Annotated in this window: 11 protein-coding genes; 10 read left to right on the top strand and 1 reads right to left on the bottom strand. The window is 44.8% G+C overall.

From position 1 onward, the window contains the following. Nucleotides 1-95 precede the first annotated feature (95 nt). Nucleotides 96-1,118 (top strand): ROK family protein, encoded by a 1,023-nt coding sequence (locus LRL21_RS27560; protein ID WP_240418992.1) that lies wholly within the window; start codon nucleotides 96-98, stop codon nucleotides 1,116-1,118. A gap of 303 nt (nucleotides 1,119-1,421) precedes the next feature. Here LRL21_RS27560 and LRL21_RS27555 read toward each other — a convergent pair whose 3' ends face one another. Then, nucleotides 1,422-2,624 (bottom strand): MFS transporter, encoded by a 1,203-nt coding sequence (locus LRL21_RS27555; RefSeq protein ID WP_240418991.1) that lies wholly within the window; start codon nucleotides 2,622-2,624, stop codon nucleotides 1,422-1,424. Nucleotides 2,625-3,380: 756 nt separating this feature from the next. Between LRL21_RS27555 and LRL21_RS45800 the strand changes: the two genes are divergently transcribed. The 9 genes from LRL21_RS45800 (at nucleotide 3,381) to LRL21_RS27515 (ending at nucleotide 15,305) form a co-directional block, all read left to right on the top strand. Next, the gene (locus LRL21_RS45800) at nucleotides 3,381-3,503 is read left to right on the top strand and encodes a hypothetical protein (RefSeq protein WP_275900929.1); all 123 of its coding nucleotides are present in this window, start codon (nucleotides 3,381-3,383) and stop codon (nucleotides 3,501-3,503) included. Nucleotides 3,504-3,895: 392 nt separating this feature from the next. Then, nucleotides 3,896-4,225 carry an ArsR/SmtB family transcription factor gene (locus LRL21_RS27550; protein ID WP_240419171.1) on the top strand — a complete coding sequence of 110 codons (330 nt, stop codon included), beginning with the start codon at nucleotides 3,896-3,898 and terminating at the stop codon, nucleotides 4,223-4,225. A 119-nt stretch (nucleotides 4,226-4,344) separates the two neighbouring features. Continuing rightward, nucleotides 4,345-4,809 (top strand): phage tail protein, encoded by a 465-nt coding sequence (locus tag LRL21_RS27545; RefSeq protein WP_240418990.1) that lies wholly within the window; start codon nucleotides 4,345-4,347, stop codon nucleotides 4,807-4,809. 707 nt (nucleotides 4,810-5,516) lie between these two features. Next, complete coding sequence (locus LRL21_RS27540) at nucleotides 5,517-7,334, top strand: sensor histidine kinase (protein WP_240418989.1); 1,818 nt, start codon at nucleotides 5,517-5,519, stop codon at nucleotides 7,332-7,334. A 41-nt stretch (nucleotides 7,335-7,375) separates the two neighbouring features. Continuing rightward, nucleotides 7,376-8,959, top strand: coding sequence for a response regulator (locus tag LRL21_RS27535; protein ID WP_240418988.1), 1,584 nt, complete (start codon nucleotides 7,376-7,378; stop codon nucleotides 8,957-8,959). Nucleotides 8,960-9,112: 153 nt separating this feature from the next. Next, entirely contained in the window at nucleotides 9,113-10,018 is a 906-nt protein-coding gene (locus tag LRL21_RS27530) for an ABC transporter permease (RefSeq protein WP_240418987.1), read from the top strand. Nucleotides 10,019-10,020: 2 nt separating this feature from the next. Then, nucleotides 10,021-10,890: a carbohydrate ABC transporter permease gene (locus LRL21_RS27525; protein ID WP_240418986.1), complete on the top strand. Its 870-nt coding sequence runs from the start codon at nucleotides 10,021-10,023 to the stop codon at nucleotides 10,888-10,890. 70 nt (nucleotides 10,891-10,960) lie between these two features. Next, a complete protein-coding gene (locus tag LRL21_RS27520; protein WP_240418985.1) occupies nucleotides 10,961-12,541 on the top strand; it encodes a type 2 periplasmic-binding domain-containing protein in 1,581 nt (526 codons plus the stop codon). A 112-nt stretch (nucleotides 12,542-12,653) separates the two neighbouring features. Further along, on the top strand, nucleotides 12,654-15,305 hold the full coding sequence (locus LRL21_RS27515; RefSeq protein ID WP_240418984.1) for a glycosylhydrolase-like jelly roll fold domain-containing protein: 2,652 nt from the start codon (nucleotides 12,654-12,656) through the stop codon (nucleotides 15,303-15,305). Nucleotides 15,306-15,770 lie beyond the last annotated feature (465 nt).

The raw sequence follows: 15,770 nt of genomic DNA, 5'->3' as shown, positions 1-15,770 counted from the left end.
TCATTGGTGCAGGAAGTGTTATACCATATGTTATAAATCATGGAAATTACAAAATTATAAAATGAAAATCGGAGTTAATAGGCTGGAGGGTTATTATGGGAATAAATATGCTGGATATGAAAGAGAGCAACTCACAAACAGTTCTTTGGAGCCTTTGTTCGTACAAAACCTCCACCATTAAACAATTGGCTCTAACGACAGGTTTAAGCTTTGTTACCGTTGGAAACATACTGAATGGATTTGTAGAAAGCGGAGAAGTCACACTCGGTAAAATGTATTCTGCAACGGGAGGAAGGCCGTCTCAAGCGTATAGCTTTAATGCAGAATTTGCACATGTGCTTGGGTTATCGGCGCGGGTACGCAAGGGGAAGAATGTTATAAGTGCTTGTATCGGGAATCTTTACGGGGAACGCGTATGGCACGCAGAGGAGGCGTTTGATACCATTCAACTTTCTAGTTTTGATCAGATGATCAATGAGGCCCTTCGAAACTATTCGACTATAAGCCTAGTTGCTTTTTCCCTGCCAGGAGTGGAGCGTAATGGTGTTATTTTGGAAAATGACTTTACAACATTAAAGGGGACTTCCTTTACAGAATATTTTCAGAAAAAATATGAGTTGCCGGCCATTGTTGAGAATGATGTCAATGCAGCAGCATTTGGTTTTAGCCAACATACAGAAAAAGTATCCTCTATTGTCGGCATTTATTTCCCTCGAACTTTTGGTCCAGGTGCAGGTGTTGTGATTGATGGCAGCATTCATAAAGGGGGCATTGGTTACGCAGGTGAAGTCAATCTGCTTCCGATCGGTGTTGACTGGATAACGATTAACTATGATGATCCCAAAGAGCTGGGAGCGGCCATTTCTAAATTAATCAGTATTTTTTGTGGGACAATCAATCCCGAATATGTTGTTCTTTATGGTGATTTTTTTTCCGAAGCTTTAAAAGATGAGATTGAGCAAGCAATACCTTCAGAGGGTTTGAGGAAAATATTCCCTGTTGTTAATTATGAAAGGGATTTAGATATCGACATCCTTCATGGTTTGATTGCACAGGCGATTGCAGCATATCAGTCTGGTATGCGCGGAAATTATCGACAGGACAACGAAAATATCTAAGCCATCGGAGATTGGACATGGTCTTATCATACTGATTTATCTGGCGTTTATGCCTCCCCGAGAGGATTGGACATGGGGTTTTACTGAGAGCCAAGAAATGCTAAAAAAGACAACGACGAGGGACGTTGCCTTTCAAGTGAAATAAGGTGAACAGTTTTCTTCTGTTTCTTCTTTAGCTACCTCGCTAATCCACTTGCTTCAATTAGCGTTCAAGATACAATGGAGGATTTTTTCTACACTACCCTGGTTAGTCCATCTCTCCCGCTATTCAATATACATTTGTCAGCCTGTTACTTCAAACACTTAGCCCTCCAGAGAAGCGCTTTTGTGAACGCCAGCTTTCTTTTTATACGCCCGCGTTAGTATTTCTCTACAAGTCAGCAAACCGATGCCGCAAGCGAGAAGCACATAAGGCATTAAGGAGAAAGAGACGTTCGCAAAGAGTTGTCCAAGCAATGGCGCAACCAGCGTAGTGCCGGTATAGGCAAATGCCATTTGCATGCCCATAGCTGCCTGTGCGTTATGCTGCCCAAAATAAATAGGCGTTTGATGCAGCATGGATGGATAGATCGGCGCAAGCCCTGTCCCAACAATAATGAATGAGATTAGTGTGAAAATCGTCGGAAGCGGCAACAGCATGATAAAAAATCCGAAAATCATAAAAATGGCTCCAAGACGAATCAACGCCTCATTGCTCAACTTAATGGAGATAAAGCCGCTTAACATTCGTCCGGCCGTGATTCCCAAGAAAAATAAGGATACCCACCCGGCAGCACTTTCGGGCGAAATGCTTTCGTTTTTCACCAAATAACTTGATCCCCATAGCATCATGGAAGCTTCCGTTGAAGAAACCAGGAAGAACGAAAACATCCCAAAGATAGCACCTCTTGTTTTCAGCGAAGCGAGCAGTCCTGGCTTGTCTTTGGATTGCAGATCTTCTTCAGTCGGCTTCGTTGACGTACCTTCAAATTTCCTCCACATTGGAAGTGAAAACAGCAGTAAGATAACCAATGCAAACTGTACTATCGATATGGTAAAATAACCACTTCTCCATGTGTTTCCCCACAATACTAACGTAGACATCAAAATGGGACCCAGCATGGCTCCAACACCCCAAAAACCGTGTAGCCAGTTCATATGCTTCGCTTCATAATGCTCGGCCACAAATCTATTCAGTCCGGCATCAACGGCTCCGCCCCCAAGGCCAAGCGGAATCGCACAAGCCAATAACCAAATGAAGGAAGGCGAAAGCGAAAAACCAAGTAGTGCCGCGGCAGTCATGGCGACACTGATAATCGTTACCTTGCCAGTGCCAATGATGCGAATCAACTTGTATGAGAGCAAGCTGGAAATGATGGTGCCTATAGAAATAATACTGGATGCAATTCCCGCGTTTTCGATGGGGACACCCAAATCAGTATTCATGATGGGCCAGGAGGAACCAAGCAGGGAGTCGGGCAATCCAAGGCTGATAAACGCCAGATAAATTAAGATAAGAAAAATCATATCCATTCTCCGTTATGTTAAATTATTTTGTAGTCCGCGAAGACCTGATAAGCCTCAATCGCCTGTTCAATTTAATAACCCGAAGTTCTAGATCGGCCTGGCTAAACCAGCGATACTACTCCAATAAAACCATCGGATCTTCATCGCTTTTCTAACGTGCTGGAAACATGCGGTTAACCCTAATTCCGGCAGCTCACTCGTCACCGTATCCACGGCACGCATGCCGTCCACGCAAAAGGGCTTTTATCCCTTCCGTCTTCATCAACTCATGGTGGAGGGTACTAATCGTGAAATGTTTGCTATCCCAAAGCCGGTTTATCTTGACAAAGTAGTCAAATTGGTCTCCACATCTACAAAGTCATCTTGCGTTGCCATAAATTGAAGTCCGCTTTCACACAAGGTTTCTGCTGTATCTTCAAGGATATGGCGCGGTTTAATCCGTACTATTTTTTATTAGTTATTTTAATTAATTTAATAAGATACGAAATAAATATATCTCATGTCTGTATGAGAGTCAATATCTGAATATTGTCCATCGGATGAACAATTTACCCATTCAAATTGTTTTATGGTATGTATGCTAAAAGGAGGGCAGGTACCTCCGTATTCATACATAAATCCAATCCATCAGGACATAATGAACTCCATCAGGAGTACCGGACTGGCTGGCCTTAGGAATGTCATTCATTTATAAGGTTGGGCACGCTTCTTCCCGATCCATCCTATTGGGAGGGTGAGCTTACCATTTCTGTCGCGGTGTCGTCTCCCAAACCTAAGCATCGGGAAGAGCTTAGAGTTATGGCTGTTTTGGAGAGCCTGCTTAAATTATTGAAGGAGCAGGCAAGCTTCCAGCTTGGTGATCTCATGTATGTGTTGTGAGCGCCCTTGGGCTATTCCGGTTTTTATATGGAAAAAAAATTCGATTAGAATTGGTCCTTGGGTGGAGGCGATCGTTGATCGGATAAGCGCTGTACCCCACAATGGATGCAAGGAGAGATAGCGATGAATTTGCTGATGCATTCCAGTGTCGGTCTCGAAGTTATGGGTTCCTTCTTTTGAGGTTGTTACTGCATCGCCCATCCTGCTCGTTTGTTTCCTCCTCCATACCTATAGGACACCATTTACTGACTTATGAATAGTGTTTTTCATCTTCACATGAAAAATTGATTTTCTTTGGAAATAAGGTGGGCCTATTGACTAGACACTATTTACTGTCCTATAATCAAAGCACTAACCTTTTTAATTTCATTTCATGCGAGGGAGTGGTGATGATGAGCGCATTTGCACAGACACGGGATGTCTATTATGCCCTGGCTGATCCGACCCGGCGTGAAATCATTCGACTGCTGGCGGATGCGGATGAATTGCCGCTCCATCGGTTGACTCCGCATTTTGCGATGGGCCGCAACGCAGTCTCCGGGCATTTGACGATTTTGAAGGAAGCTGGCCTTGTGACCGAGCGTAAAGTCGGCCGTGAGACGCGAAACAGTCTCAATCCCGCACCTCTGAAGGAACTCCAGGACTGGTTGTCGTACTACGAGAAATTTTGGAAACAAAATATGGTTCGTCTGGATCAGCTTCTTAAGGAGGAGCAGGACTAAAGCAAGATCTATCGCTCATCTTGATTGACTCGAATTAACATAATCCGAATGGCTTAGATTTTAGTGAAATGTGGATTCCTGTTGTTAGAAAATAAAGTGATAATACGAGGAGGATGGAAATGTCCCATATCGTTGATTTTAAAACTGTGTCTACGGTCGGTTTAGAGTCTTCACCTGTAGCAGATGCGCTTGCTGGTTTACGCGCTAATGAAGCCCGTTACTTCATGAATAAATACAAGCATGAATTTACGGTAGTACCAGCTAGCGAGAGCCAGGAGACCATTGATTATGTGAACCGAATTTTGAAAGAAGAACGTGATATTGAGTTTGCGGCCAAACCTTTAGAAACGTCGCGTTTTCAAGTGGAAAATATCCAATTTGCCTACGTTTTTTATGAAGATGGTCTTGGGCTCAATGTCATGTATACGGTTGATGACCCTAAGAAGCGGGCCGTTGGATTTAAGCTGTCTGAGGGGATGGAGGTACCAAAGGAGTTAGCAGAGAAGTTTAAGTTTGCTAGACAGAAGTCCAAACTAGCTGGAACAATTCGAGGCTCGTTTTTTGTGATTAAAAGAGTATATTAAAAGCAAAAGCGCGAGCATAGGAGGCCAATACGCTACGACCAACTACATCTTGCGGTGTTCAAACAAGCTTATCCACGAATCGGCTAACAATAAATGGATTGATTCTGTAAATTGGTCATAACGAGAAGCACTCGTATGCTGCGGATAATCCGCTTCGTACGAGTGCTTAATTTTTATATAGCGGGTCAAAAGAAAGACGGGTGCCAAAGCTTCTTTTTCAGATGTAAAATCTTTGTTTCATTGATATATCCTAATGGATTAAACCCGAGCTTTTTAATGTATCCATATATGTTCCTAATTCATTAGTACTTATAGAATCTTATTTAGCAGATACAAAAACAAACTCACTGTCGCTGATGCATGATGTCGTGAATCTCACAATAGGTCGTTTAAGTCTTTTTACGATCATTTTTAAGTTATAAAAAAACACTATTGGAATAGCGGAATTTTTAGCAAATCCCAAATAAAATACATCTTTTATTACTTTAAACATGATCATTATCAATATGAAGCTGCTACAAGATGAAAATAATATAAAATGCCCTTGTATAAACTTAAAAATGCCCCTTTGATAAATTAACATATTTAAAGTACATTTCGTGTAAACGGATACACAAAACCATTTCTATCTAGGATACTTCGGTAGCGTCGACGCATCACGACATGTACAATAGTAGATAAGACGTTTGATAAAGGAAGGGCTGGGTATGGAACCAAAAAGATGGATACGAAGGGCTGTTTTAATGATAGAAAGCATGAGATTCCAAAACAAATTATTGGTAGGCTATCTTCTTGCTTGTGTCATTCCACTGATTGGTGTAAGTACTATCATCTTCCATCAATCGGCAGCGGGGCTTGAGGATTCCTCTCAAGAATTCGCCTCTCTCTATACGTCCCAAATCAGGACTTCTTTGAACGAATTCATTAAAGAATATGACAAGGTCACGAAGTCGGTACTTGTTGACAACGAATTGATCTACAGGGTCGGAGAAGAGCGAAGTTTGCCCATGGACGAGTTGATTATCCAAAAATTTGCCGTCCAGCGGCTATTGATGCGGGTCGCATTGCTCAAATCGGAGATCAGCACTGTGATGTTGATCGGTCGCGATAGCAGCGTGTATCAGTATACCACTACAACAAGTAGAGTGAATGAGAACATGTTGTTATCACGTGAATGGTACAAGCAGCTCCGCAGTTCGGATGATACGTTTTTTATTACCGGGTTACATGACCGCTCCTATTATGAGGATAAAGGAGCAGGAGCCGTAGTGACGGTAGGAAGAGTGCTGTTCAGTTCCGATGGGGCATACGCGGGCATACTACTCATCGATCTGGATCCGTTTACATTACTGCAGCTTGATCATGATTTCGTCTTGGCTCGGGATAAATACGGCATCAGTGTCGTCATAAGCAATCGACAAAGGGAAATCGTCTACCATTCCGATGCGGCCAGCGGCCGTTTATCCTGGCAGCAGGTGCTTGAATCCGGAGCAGAATACATCAAGGATGACGGCAGCCAAGACCAAATTATTTTGTCGGGGAGCACCTCAACGGGGAATTTGTTTATCAAAACCGAAATTCCGCGCTCGAAGCTGCTGCAGAAAATTAATCAGATCAAAGGCATGACTGTGTTCGTGATCCTGATGAGCAGTCTGGTCATAACCTGCATCTCAATTGGTTTAAGCTATACGATCACAAGGCCTATTAAGGCGCTGCGTAGAAGCATGAAGCAGGCGGAAACAGGCCAATACTTGCCCATAGAGAAAGAGCAGGCGGGTGACGAGATCGGAAGCCTGGTGAACAGTTACAACAAAATGATTATAACGATCCGAACCTTAATTGAAGACGTATATATCGCGGAGATAAAGCAGCGTCAAGCCAAATTCATCGCACTTCAGAATCAGATCAACCCCCACATGCTGTACAATACTTTGGAATCCATTCGCATGAAGGCATTGATGAAAGATGACGAAGAGACCGCCAGTATGATTAAAATTTTGGCTCGCATGTTTAGGTTAGCTTTAGGTAAAGAGGGCAGACACCATTCGGTGAAGCATGAATTGGATTATACGACCAATTACTTAGAGCTTCAAAACCTCCGGTTTGATAACATGTTCAGACTGAATATCAGAATCCCTGATGAAATGCTGCATTGCAGTATCATCCCCCTGATATTTCAGCCTATTGTGGAGAACAGTATCAACCATGGATTTGAGGACTACAGTCGGCCCATGAATATCGATATTGAAGGCGTCTGGACGGAAGACGGGGAAATTTTAATTCGGATAACGGACGACGGGGTCGGTATTTCTCTGGAGAAACAAGAGGGACTGTTTGCATTGCTGGAGGATGCTGAAACGGACAAATACAAACTTGAAGAAACCGATGTACCGGAGAGCAACGGGTTAGGCCTCAAAAATATCGCCGAACGTATCAAACTTCATTATGGTGATCGGTATTATTTGACGATTCGTCGTGGAGCTGATCGTGGAACGGCGGTCGAATTTTTAATCCCCAAGCTTTAAGTTAGTGTTAGGCACGATATATAGAAGGAGAGGTGCTTGAGATGAGGTTGATCTTGGTTGATGACGAGAAAGGCATCGTAGAAGGTCTCAAAAAAATGATAACCCGCTATATACCGGAATGTGAGGTTGTCGGTGCAGCTTATAATGGTTTGGAAGGGTTCAAATTAATTCAAAAACTACAGCCGGACATTGTCATTACGGATATTCGGATGCCACAGTCTGACGGCCTTGACATGATTAAAATGCTGAAAGACAAGGGCAATCGGGCTAAATTCATATTGTTAAGTGGATATGCCGACTTCGAATATGCTCGAAGAGGCATTCAGCTGGGAGTGCAGTTTTACATCAATAAGCCGGTTGAGGAAGAGGAACTGCGCGATTGCGTTTATCAGGTCATAGAGGCGGTTCGTGCGGACAAGGCCAGGCTGCAGGAAGTGGACGAATTAAAGCAGGAGGTTCACAGTCGTATGCAAGAGAACGCCTTGCGGGATATCCTTGATATCGACAGCGTAAATACGGAACTCATGGAAGAGCTGCTTTTGATTGCGCGAATTCCAACAGAGGGTGCCTGGTTCGCTTGCATCCTGCTTGAATTCGACGGTAACGTCGATGCTTTGAAGGAACTTAGTCTTCAGCAGGTGTTCAACCATATCGATCTGGCCTTAAGGCAATACCGTGGCGTGTATCGGTTTCGTTATTCGGGTGCGCAAGTTGCAGTGGTGGTTACCCATGGCGGTTCCATCGTGTATGAAAATCTGGTTCGTTCGGTACACAGTCTTAAGAAGGATGTATGCAGGGAATTGGAACTGTCCATGACTGTCGGAATCGGTACGGTTCAGAAACGGGCCGCCGGAATCAGCCAGTCCTTTGAGGAAGCCCGTTATGCATTAAGCTATAAAGTCGTCAAGGGGACGGATGCCGTGATCCAGTTTCCCGAGATCATGAATCTGACAGGACGGATTCATTCTGTTCCTGAAACGTTGATTGCTAAACTGGAAGCCGGTCTTGACAACATGGATGAGATGGAATGTGCAGGCATCATCCGCGAGATCTTTCGAGGGATGGAAGCTGAACCAAGCATGAGTCCGGCAGATCTCCAGTTGCAGTGTTTGAACATCCTTTTATCGAGTGTTCGGAAGATGTCCTTTCAGCAGCTGCAGCAAAACGATTTCTTAGGCCGTCATATTTTGTCACTAGAGGGCATTTCGCGTTTCCGGACGTTAGAGCGTCTAGAGGAATGGATGGTTCAAGTCATCAGAAGAATAATTACGTTCAAGCTGGAGCATAATATTCCCAAGAAGAAGGACATTATCACCGAGGTCAAGGAATATATATCCACACATTACAATGAACCGATCACCCTTGCAGACTTGGCTGCCCGTTTTTTCATCAGCCCCTATTATTTGAGCCAGTTTTTTAAACAAAAGACGGGGGATACTTATATGAATTTTTTGACGCAAATCCGAATTGGCAAAGCAAAAGAGCTGCTGGAGAAAACAGATTTGAAAGTGTACGAGATCTGCCAGATGGTAGGATACTCGGATTCGCAGCATTTTGCGCGGCTGTTCGAGAAACTGACAGGATGCAAACCCAGGGAATACCGCAAGAATCTGCCGAGCGTTTAAACGTACTTAGCCACTCCAGGTAGGAGTGGTTTTCAATTTATTCTATAAAATGACCTTGTTTAAACTTAAAAATGCCCAATTGAGCAATATTTCCCCTGGTTGTATAGTTATAAGTGTAAGCGAATTCAACAACTAGATATTGGGGGAATCAAATTGAAAGCAGTTGCATTTCATCGAATGAAGGTTTTTTGGCCGTTGTATGTGATGGCCATTCCGGGAATCATTTTTCTCATCGTATTTAAATACATTCCGCTGGCCGGTGCTGTAATCGCCTTCAAGGATTATTCGGTTTTCAAAGGGTTCATCGATAGTCCCTGGGTAGGCCTCAAGCATTTTGAGACCCTGATTCACCATTATGACTTTTTCCGGGTGTTCGGCAACACACTCATGCTTGGATTTCTTAAGCTCGTACTGGTTTTCCCGATGCCTGTTCTACTGGCGCTAATGATCAACGAGATTCGAAAATCGGCGTTGAAGAAAGGGATCCAGACTGCTCTGTACATTCCTCACTTTTTGTCTTGGGTTATAGTTGCCGGTATCATCTTTGATTTCTTTTCATTAAGCGGATTGTTCAACATTGTAAGCGGATGGTTTGGTTTTGAACCCCTGCTAGCTATGCAGGAAAGCGCATACTTTCGACCTATTTACGTGATCGCATCTATTTGGCGGGATGCCGGTTGGGGAACCGTGGTGTATATGGCGGCCATCAGCGCGATCGATCCTCAGTTGTACGAGTCGGCGATGATCGATGGCGCATCCAAGTTTAAGCAAATCCGCCACATTACGTTTCCGCTGCTTTTACCTACCGTGTTGGTGCTGTTCCTGCTTGAAATCGGCAACTTCCTGGATCTGGGCTTTGATCAAGTGTATAATCTGCTCACTCCGATGACGTACAGTGTAGGAGATATCCTGGATACATACGTGTTCCGGACAGGCATTCAGCAAGCGCAATACAGCTTTGCAACGGCGGTCGGTTTATTCCAGTCGGTTATTGGATTTATCCTGGTGTATGTATTCAATAGGCTGTCGAAGAAAGTTTCGGATGGGGGGCTATGGTAGGCATGTTTGAATCGAGAAGTGAAAAAGTATTCGTCACTGCAATAACGGTCTTTCTCATCCTGTTGTCCATCATAGCGCTCATACCACTCTTGTCCGTAATCTCGACCTCGCTTAGTTCTAAAAGTGCCGTGGATATGAACCTGGTAACCATATGGCCGAAGCAGTTTACCCTCGAATCTTGGGGGCACATTATCGACCGTCCCGATCTTTGGAAATCGTTCTTTTTGACCTTGGTATCGACGGTGATTGGAACGGTTTTTGCTCTGCTGATGACCGCGCTGCTTGCGTACCCTCTGTCGAAGCCGGAGTTCCGCTGGGGGTCCGTGGTTATGGTCGGCGTCGTGATCGCGATGATCTTCAAGGCTCCTATCGTGCCTTACTTCCTGACGGTTCGCGGCATCGGGCTTTATAATAATCCGCTGGTTCTGGTAGTGCCACATATCCTGAATCCGTTCAATCTGATTATTATGCGAACGTTCTTCAAACAATTTTCCAAGGAATTGGAAGAAGCTGCCTTTCTTGAAGGAAGTGGATATTTCCGGATGCTGTTTCAATTCGTGCTTCCGCTATCCAAGGCGGTACTGGCGACGCTGGCTCTATTCTATGGTGTGGTGCTATGGAACCAGTTCCAGCATCCTCTCCTTTTCCTGCAAAATCCAGACTGGTTCCCGCTGCAGATCAAGATCCGGCAGTTCATCACCGACGATAACGTTATTATGGCAGGTGCCGCTTCAACGGTTGATCTGAACTATAACGAGCGGACCCTAAGAGCAGCGACCGTTATCTTTGCTATCATTCCGATCATTTTGGTATATCCTTTCTTGCAGAAATACTTCGTCAAAGGAGCCATGATCGGCTCTGTAAAAGGATAAAATATCCTTTCCGGTTTATAGGTGAGCTGCCTTTAAACATATATCATTACAATTAAAAGGGGGAAAAAAAATGGATTTCAAAAAAATGGGATTATTATCAGCGGCAGGTGTCCTTGCGATTACCGCTGTCACCGGCTGCAGCGGAAACACGAATTCTTCCGCAGATTCTTCATCTTCTGCCCAGAATCAGACCTCCAATGCAGATGAAATTGTCGATATTGAAGTATGGGGCACCAACATCGGTTATAAACCGATAACCAAAGGCAGTAAGCTCTATGAATTATATAAGGAAAAGCTTGGAGTCGGCGTCATTCATCCCTATGTGGAGTGGAACGGAGGCACCAACTACCTGAATCAGCTGAACTTAAAGATCGCGGCTAACGAAGTGCCGGATCTGTTCTTACCCAAGGAAGGCATCGAAAACAGTTTGGCTAAAAACGGCGCGATTGCCGACCTGACTGACCTGCTGCCCAAGTATGCCCCGAATCTATGGCAAGCCGTTCCGAAGGAAATGTGGGATATTGTCAAGGCCAACGATCCTACCGGTCAGGGAAAAATCTTTTATATCCCCGGTGTGGTGGACTACGGAAGATACGCTGGCATGATCCGCAAGGATTGGCTGGACAAATTGGGCCTGCCGATGCCGAAGACGCAAGAGGAATATGTCAAGGTTCTAGAGGCATTCCGGGACAAGGATCCCAATGGCAACGGCCAGAATGATGAGCTTCCGACGGGTGGTCGACAGGAGGCGCGTTGGATGGATCATCTGTTCGCCATGTACGGTGTGGCCATGTTCGAAGGGAATCCCCAATGGGACCTTTACGACGGCAAGCTTTCATATTCTGCGGTGACGCCGAATACGAAAGCCGCCTTGGAGTTCATCGCCAAGCTGTACAAGGACGGATTATTGGATAAGGAAACGCTCCTTAACGACAAGGCCAAGTGGGACGGGAAAGTTAATGCTGGAAGAGCTGGTAATTTTTTTCATTGGGCGGAAACGAGCAATTTGTATATGGAAAATACGTTCAAGAACACTGGCGTGAAACCTGACTTTGCTGTCCTCCCCGTACCGGAAGTACCGGGCTACAAAGGTTTTTACACCTGGAAGAGGTTTTTAGAACCGCAATGGGTCGTCAAGAACACCAAGGATCAGAAGAAGTTGATGGCCACCCTGAAGCTGTTGAACAACATGTATGACAAGAAAAATTGGAACGCTCTATTCCTTGGCGTGGAAGGCATGCATCATACGATGAAGGACGGCAAAGCCGTCAAACTTCCGGATGACAAGAGCAGCCAGGAGAATCTGATTCTTGATCCTTATTCAAAAATATCCACACTTGACTTCATGACCGAATTAAACAAAATTACAGCATCGGAAGACAGAATGTGGGCTGTTGATCAGGTTAACCGAAATATGCAAGAGGCTCAGAAGTACGCCAAGACCATTGCCGGAGACGGTATGCCGGCCAGCGTTTATGACGGCTTCCCGGACATTAACAATCGTACGCTGTACGTGGAATACGCTACCAAAATTATACTCGGGCAGTACCCGATCAGCAAATTCGATGAATTTGTAGATAAGTGGAACAAATCGGGTGGTGAAGAGGTTACGAAGCGAGCCAGAGAATGGTATGCGAAAGTGAAAAAATAATAAATTTTTCGAACAAGATGATCCGCCCGTCTTCGAATCGAAGCCGGGCGGATATTTTCATCCAATCTACAGGCATTGGATGAATGAACCTAAGTTGAAGCAGGAGGCTATCATGAACAATCGTTTTAAGGAAGTGCTTGAGGGTCAAGAACATAATTATATCCTTCCTTTTCTCTGGCAGCATGGCGAGGAAGAGAAGGTGATTCGTGAGGAGATGGCCCGTGTTCATGAAGCCGGAATCGGGGCCGTTTGTGTGGAGGCTCGGCCTCATCCAGATTTTCTCGGACCGAAATGGTGGACGGACATGGACATTATTATGGAGGAAGCCCGCAATCGGGGAATGAAGGTATGGTTGCTTGATGATGACCATTTTCCAACGGGACATGCGGCAGGCAAGGTAAAGGAGGCTCCGGAAGAGCTTCATCGCAAATTTTTGGGTGAACGTTATATCGATACGCTCGGTCCTGCAGAGGGAACCTCGCTGCTGCTGGATACCTTGCTGATGCGTGGGCTTCGACCGACCATCTCGCAGCCCCAAAACGCAAGTGGCAAAAATAAACTGATCTCCGTTGTCGCGGTACGCCGAGATCCATCCAATGGAACATTACTCAGTGAATGTACCGACATTACTGACCTTGTGCAAGACGGGATCTTATATTGGGATATCCCTGAAGGATATTGGCGAGTATTTATTATTTCTGAAAATAAGGATGGCGGCAGTCAGCAGCAGGAAGATTATTTGAACCCGCTAGATCGGGATTCCGTTCGTATTCTGCTCGATACGGTGTACGAGGCTGTGTATGAACGCTACAAGGCCGATTTCGGAAAGACATTTGCCGGATTTTTTTCGGACGAACCCGGATTTTACAATGATAAGACCACCTTTGATTTCAATTCGAAACCCGGAAAAAAAGGGGTACCGCTTCCTTGGAGCAATGAAATGCCTGCCTTGCTTGAGCAGATGTTAGGTGAGAACTACCGTAAGCACCTATATCTTCTCTGGCATGATGCGGGAGAACAGACTAATATCGTACGGTACATCTATATGAATATTGTCAGCAAGCTCTACGCGGACAACTTTTGCAGCCAAATCGGTGAGTGGTGCAGAGCCCGTGGAGTGGAATATATTGGACATGTACTTGAGGACAACAATGTGCATGCAAGGCTTGGTTCCGGAGCAGGACACTTCTTCCGTTCAATGTGGGGACAAGACATGTCCGGCCTTGACGTGGTGCTGTGGCAGATCGTCCCCGGCTTCGATGAATTGTCTTTTAGCAAGCCGGGAGGCGATACGGATAGTGAATTTTTCCACTATGGACTCGCAAAGCTTGGTGTGTCTCTTGGACATATCGATCCGAAGAAGCAAGGGCGGACAATGTGCGAAGTATATGGGGCGTATGGTTGGGCGGAAGGCTTGAAACTAATGAAATGGATCACAGACCATATGTTGGTTCGCGGCGTCAATTATTTTGTCCCCCATGCCTTTACCCAGAAAGCTTTTCCAGATCCGGATTGTCCGCCGCATATGTATGGAAGCGGGAAAAATCCGCAGTATCGCTACTACAAGTATTTAAATGGATATATGAATCGGATCTGCCACCTAATTTCAGGCGGAAGGCACGTGGCGACAGCTGCGGTTATCTATCACGCTGAAGCCGAGTGGTCTGGGGAATCGATGTATTTCCATAAGCCGATGAAGGAATTAATGCAGCATCAAATTGACGGTGATGTTATTCCTATAGACGTTCTTCTGGATGCGGCCAGCGTGAAAGAAGGCAAGCTGCATGTAAATCATGAGGATTATGGGTGCCTGATCGTGCCCTATGCCGAGGCGCTTCCAGCGGTGATGGTTCAGCGATTGGCCCAATTAGCCGAACAAGGGCTAGCCATTCGTTTTGTTGACGGGCTGCCGTTACGATCGAGCGAGGGCAGCGATGTTTCAGCTGAATTGTCTTGTCTTGCCGATCACAGGAACGTTAAGGTAGTGGCATTAGACAAGCTGTCACAAGAACTTATTGCAGACGGATATTATGATATTAGAGTAGCAAAACACGAACCCTATCTTCGGCACTATCATTATCTTCATGATGGTCTGGATGTTTTTATGTTCTTTAATGAACACCCGCATCAAACCATCAAAACGAAGATGGCTTTGCCGGTCCAAGGCAATGTATATGCCTATGATGCCTTCCTGAATCGGTTGACCAAGCTGAATGTAAATGGAGAGGCCGGTGTTACCGAGGTGCAGCTTGTTATTCATCCGTATGAATCCGTTGTTTTGCTTCATGGAGCAGATATGGAAAATTATGACGCGTTGCCGCAATATACATTGGATTCACATCTTGAACTTAAGGGCGAATGGACTGTATCCACCACCCAATCCGAACAATATCCTCGATTTTGGGAATGGGGAAAACTGGCGACTTTAACGAATATGAGTCTGCCGGACTGCTTGCCCCGTTTCTCGGGTAACTTCCGTTATGAGGCGGACTTCGAGTGGAGTGAAGCCAGTAGCCGAGTTTTGCTGGAACTGGGTGAGGTCTATGAAACGGCAGAAGTATGGTTAAACGGCGAGCACGTAGGAGTGCGAATTTGTCCGCCTTACTGCTTGGAAATCAATGGGTTGATCAAGAAGGGCATTAACAAGCTTGCCATCGAAGTTACGAATACGCTAGTGAAGGATCAACGCGATTTCTTATCGTCCTTCGCACAGCAGGAGCCAAGCGGGCTGATAGGACCCGTTCAAGTGATCAGTATTAAATAAGTAAAATGGACGGCAGTTACCGGATGGATTCCTATGGAGTTTCGCAACAGCGACGCATCAGGTTGACAGGGAGACCGCTGAAAAAGTCGGCAAAATCAAAGAGACAACTTTTACACAATTTATGTGTGTGAAAGTTTTTTTTGTATAGCAAAGGTATTGAATCCAGATGAGTAGCGATTGAATTAGAGGGCTGAACTACCTTGAAAATTGGAATGTAATTGGGATCGATTATTATTTAATTAAGTATTTTGTTGTAAATGCAACAAAATTATTATAATATTATTTAAAGTCACTAGCGTTGCATTAATTTTCTCTGAATGTTCATAATCTTCTGTCTATAGAAAGTTCAGACACAAAAAAATCCTTTACAATGAAATGGCAGGTAGTACCTGTCCATAATCCATTGAAAGGATTAGCCCATGGACAATAGTACCCTATTTTCTTCATTTGGTAAATGGATTTCTC

The organism is Paenibacillus periandrae, assembly GCF_022458865.1.
Taxonomy (GTDB): Bacteria; Bacillota; Bacilli; order Paenibacillales; family NBRC-103111; genus Paenibacillus_S; species Paenibacillus_S periandrae.
Note: the sequence above shows the minus strand (reverse complement) of the source record. Positions and strands in the feature narration are given on the sequence as shown.

What these genes read in the sequence shown, in the direction of transcription:
- LRL21_RS27520 (WP_240418985.1), top strand. Translation starts at nt 10,961, where the DNA reads ATGGATTTCAAAAAAATGGGATTATTATCAGCGGCAGGTGTCCTTGCG.
- LRL21_RS27540 (WP_240418989.1), top strand. Translation starts at nt 5,517, where the DNA reads ATGGAACCAAAAAGATGGATACGAAGGGCTGTTTTAATGATAGAAAGC.
- LRL21_RS27560 (WP_240418992.1), top strand. Translation starts at nt 96, where the DNA reads ATGGGAATAAATATGCTGGATATGAAAGAGAGCAACTCACAAACAGTT.
- LRL21_RS27535 (WP_240418988.1), top strand. Translation starts at nt 7,376, where the DNA reads ATGAGGTTGATCTTGGTTGATGACGAGAAAGGCATCGTAGAAGGTCTC.
- LRL21_RS27550 (WP_240419171.1), top strand. Translation starts at nt 3,896, where the DNA reads ATGAGCGCATTTGCACAGACACGGGATGTCTATTATGCCCTGGCTGAT.
- LRL21_RS27555 (WP_240418991.1), bottom strand. Translation starts at nt 2,624, where the DNA reads ATGATTTTTCTTATCTTAATTTATCTGGCGTTTATCAGCCTTGGATTG.
- LRL21_RS27525 (WP_240418986.1), top strand. Translation starts at nt 10,021, where the DNA reads ATGTTTGAATCGAGAAGTGAAAAAGTATTCGTCACTGCAATAACGGTC.
- LRL21_RS27545 (WP_240418990.1), top strand. Translation starts at nt 4,345, where the DNA reads ATGTCCCATATCGTTGATTTTAAAACTGTGTCTACGGTCGGTTTAGAG.
- LRL21_RS27515 (WP_240418984.1), top strand. Translation starts at nt 12,654, where the DNA reads ATGAACAATCGTTTTAAGGAAGTGCTTGAGGGTCAAGAACATAATTAT.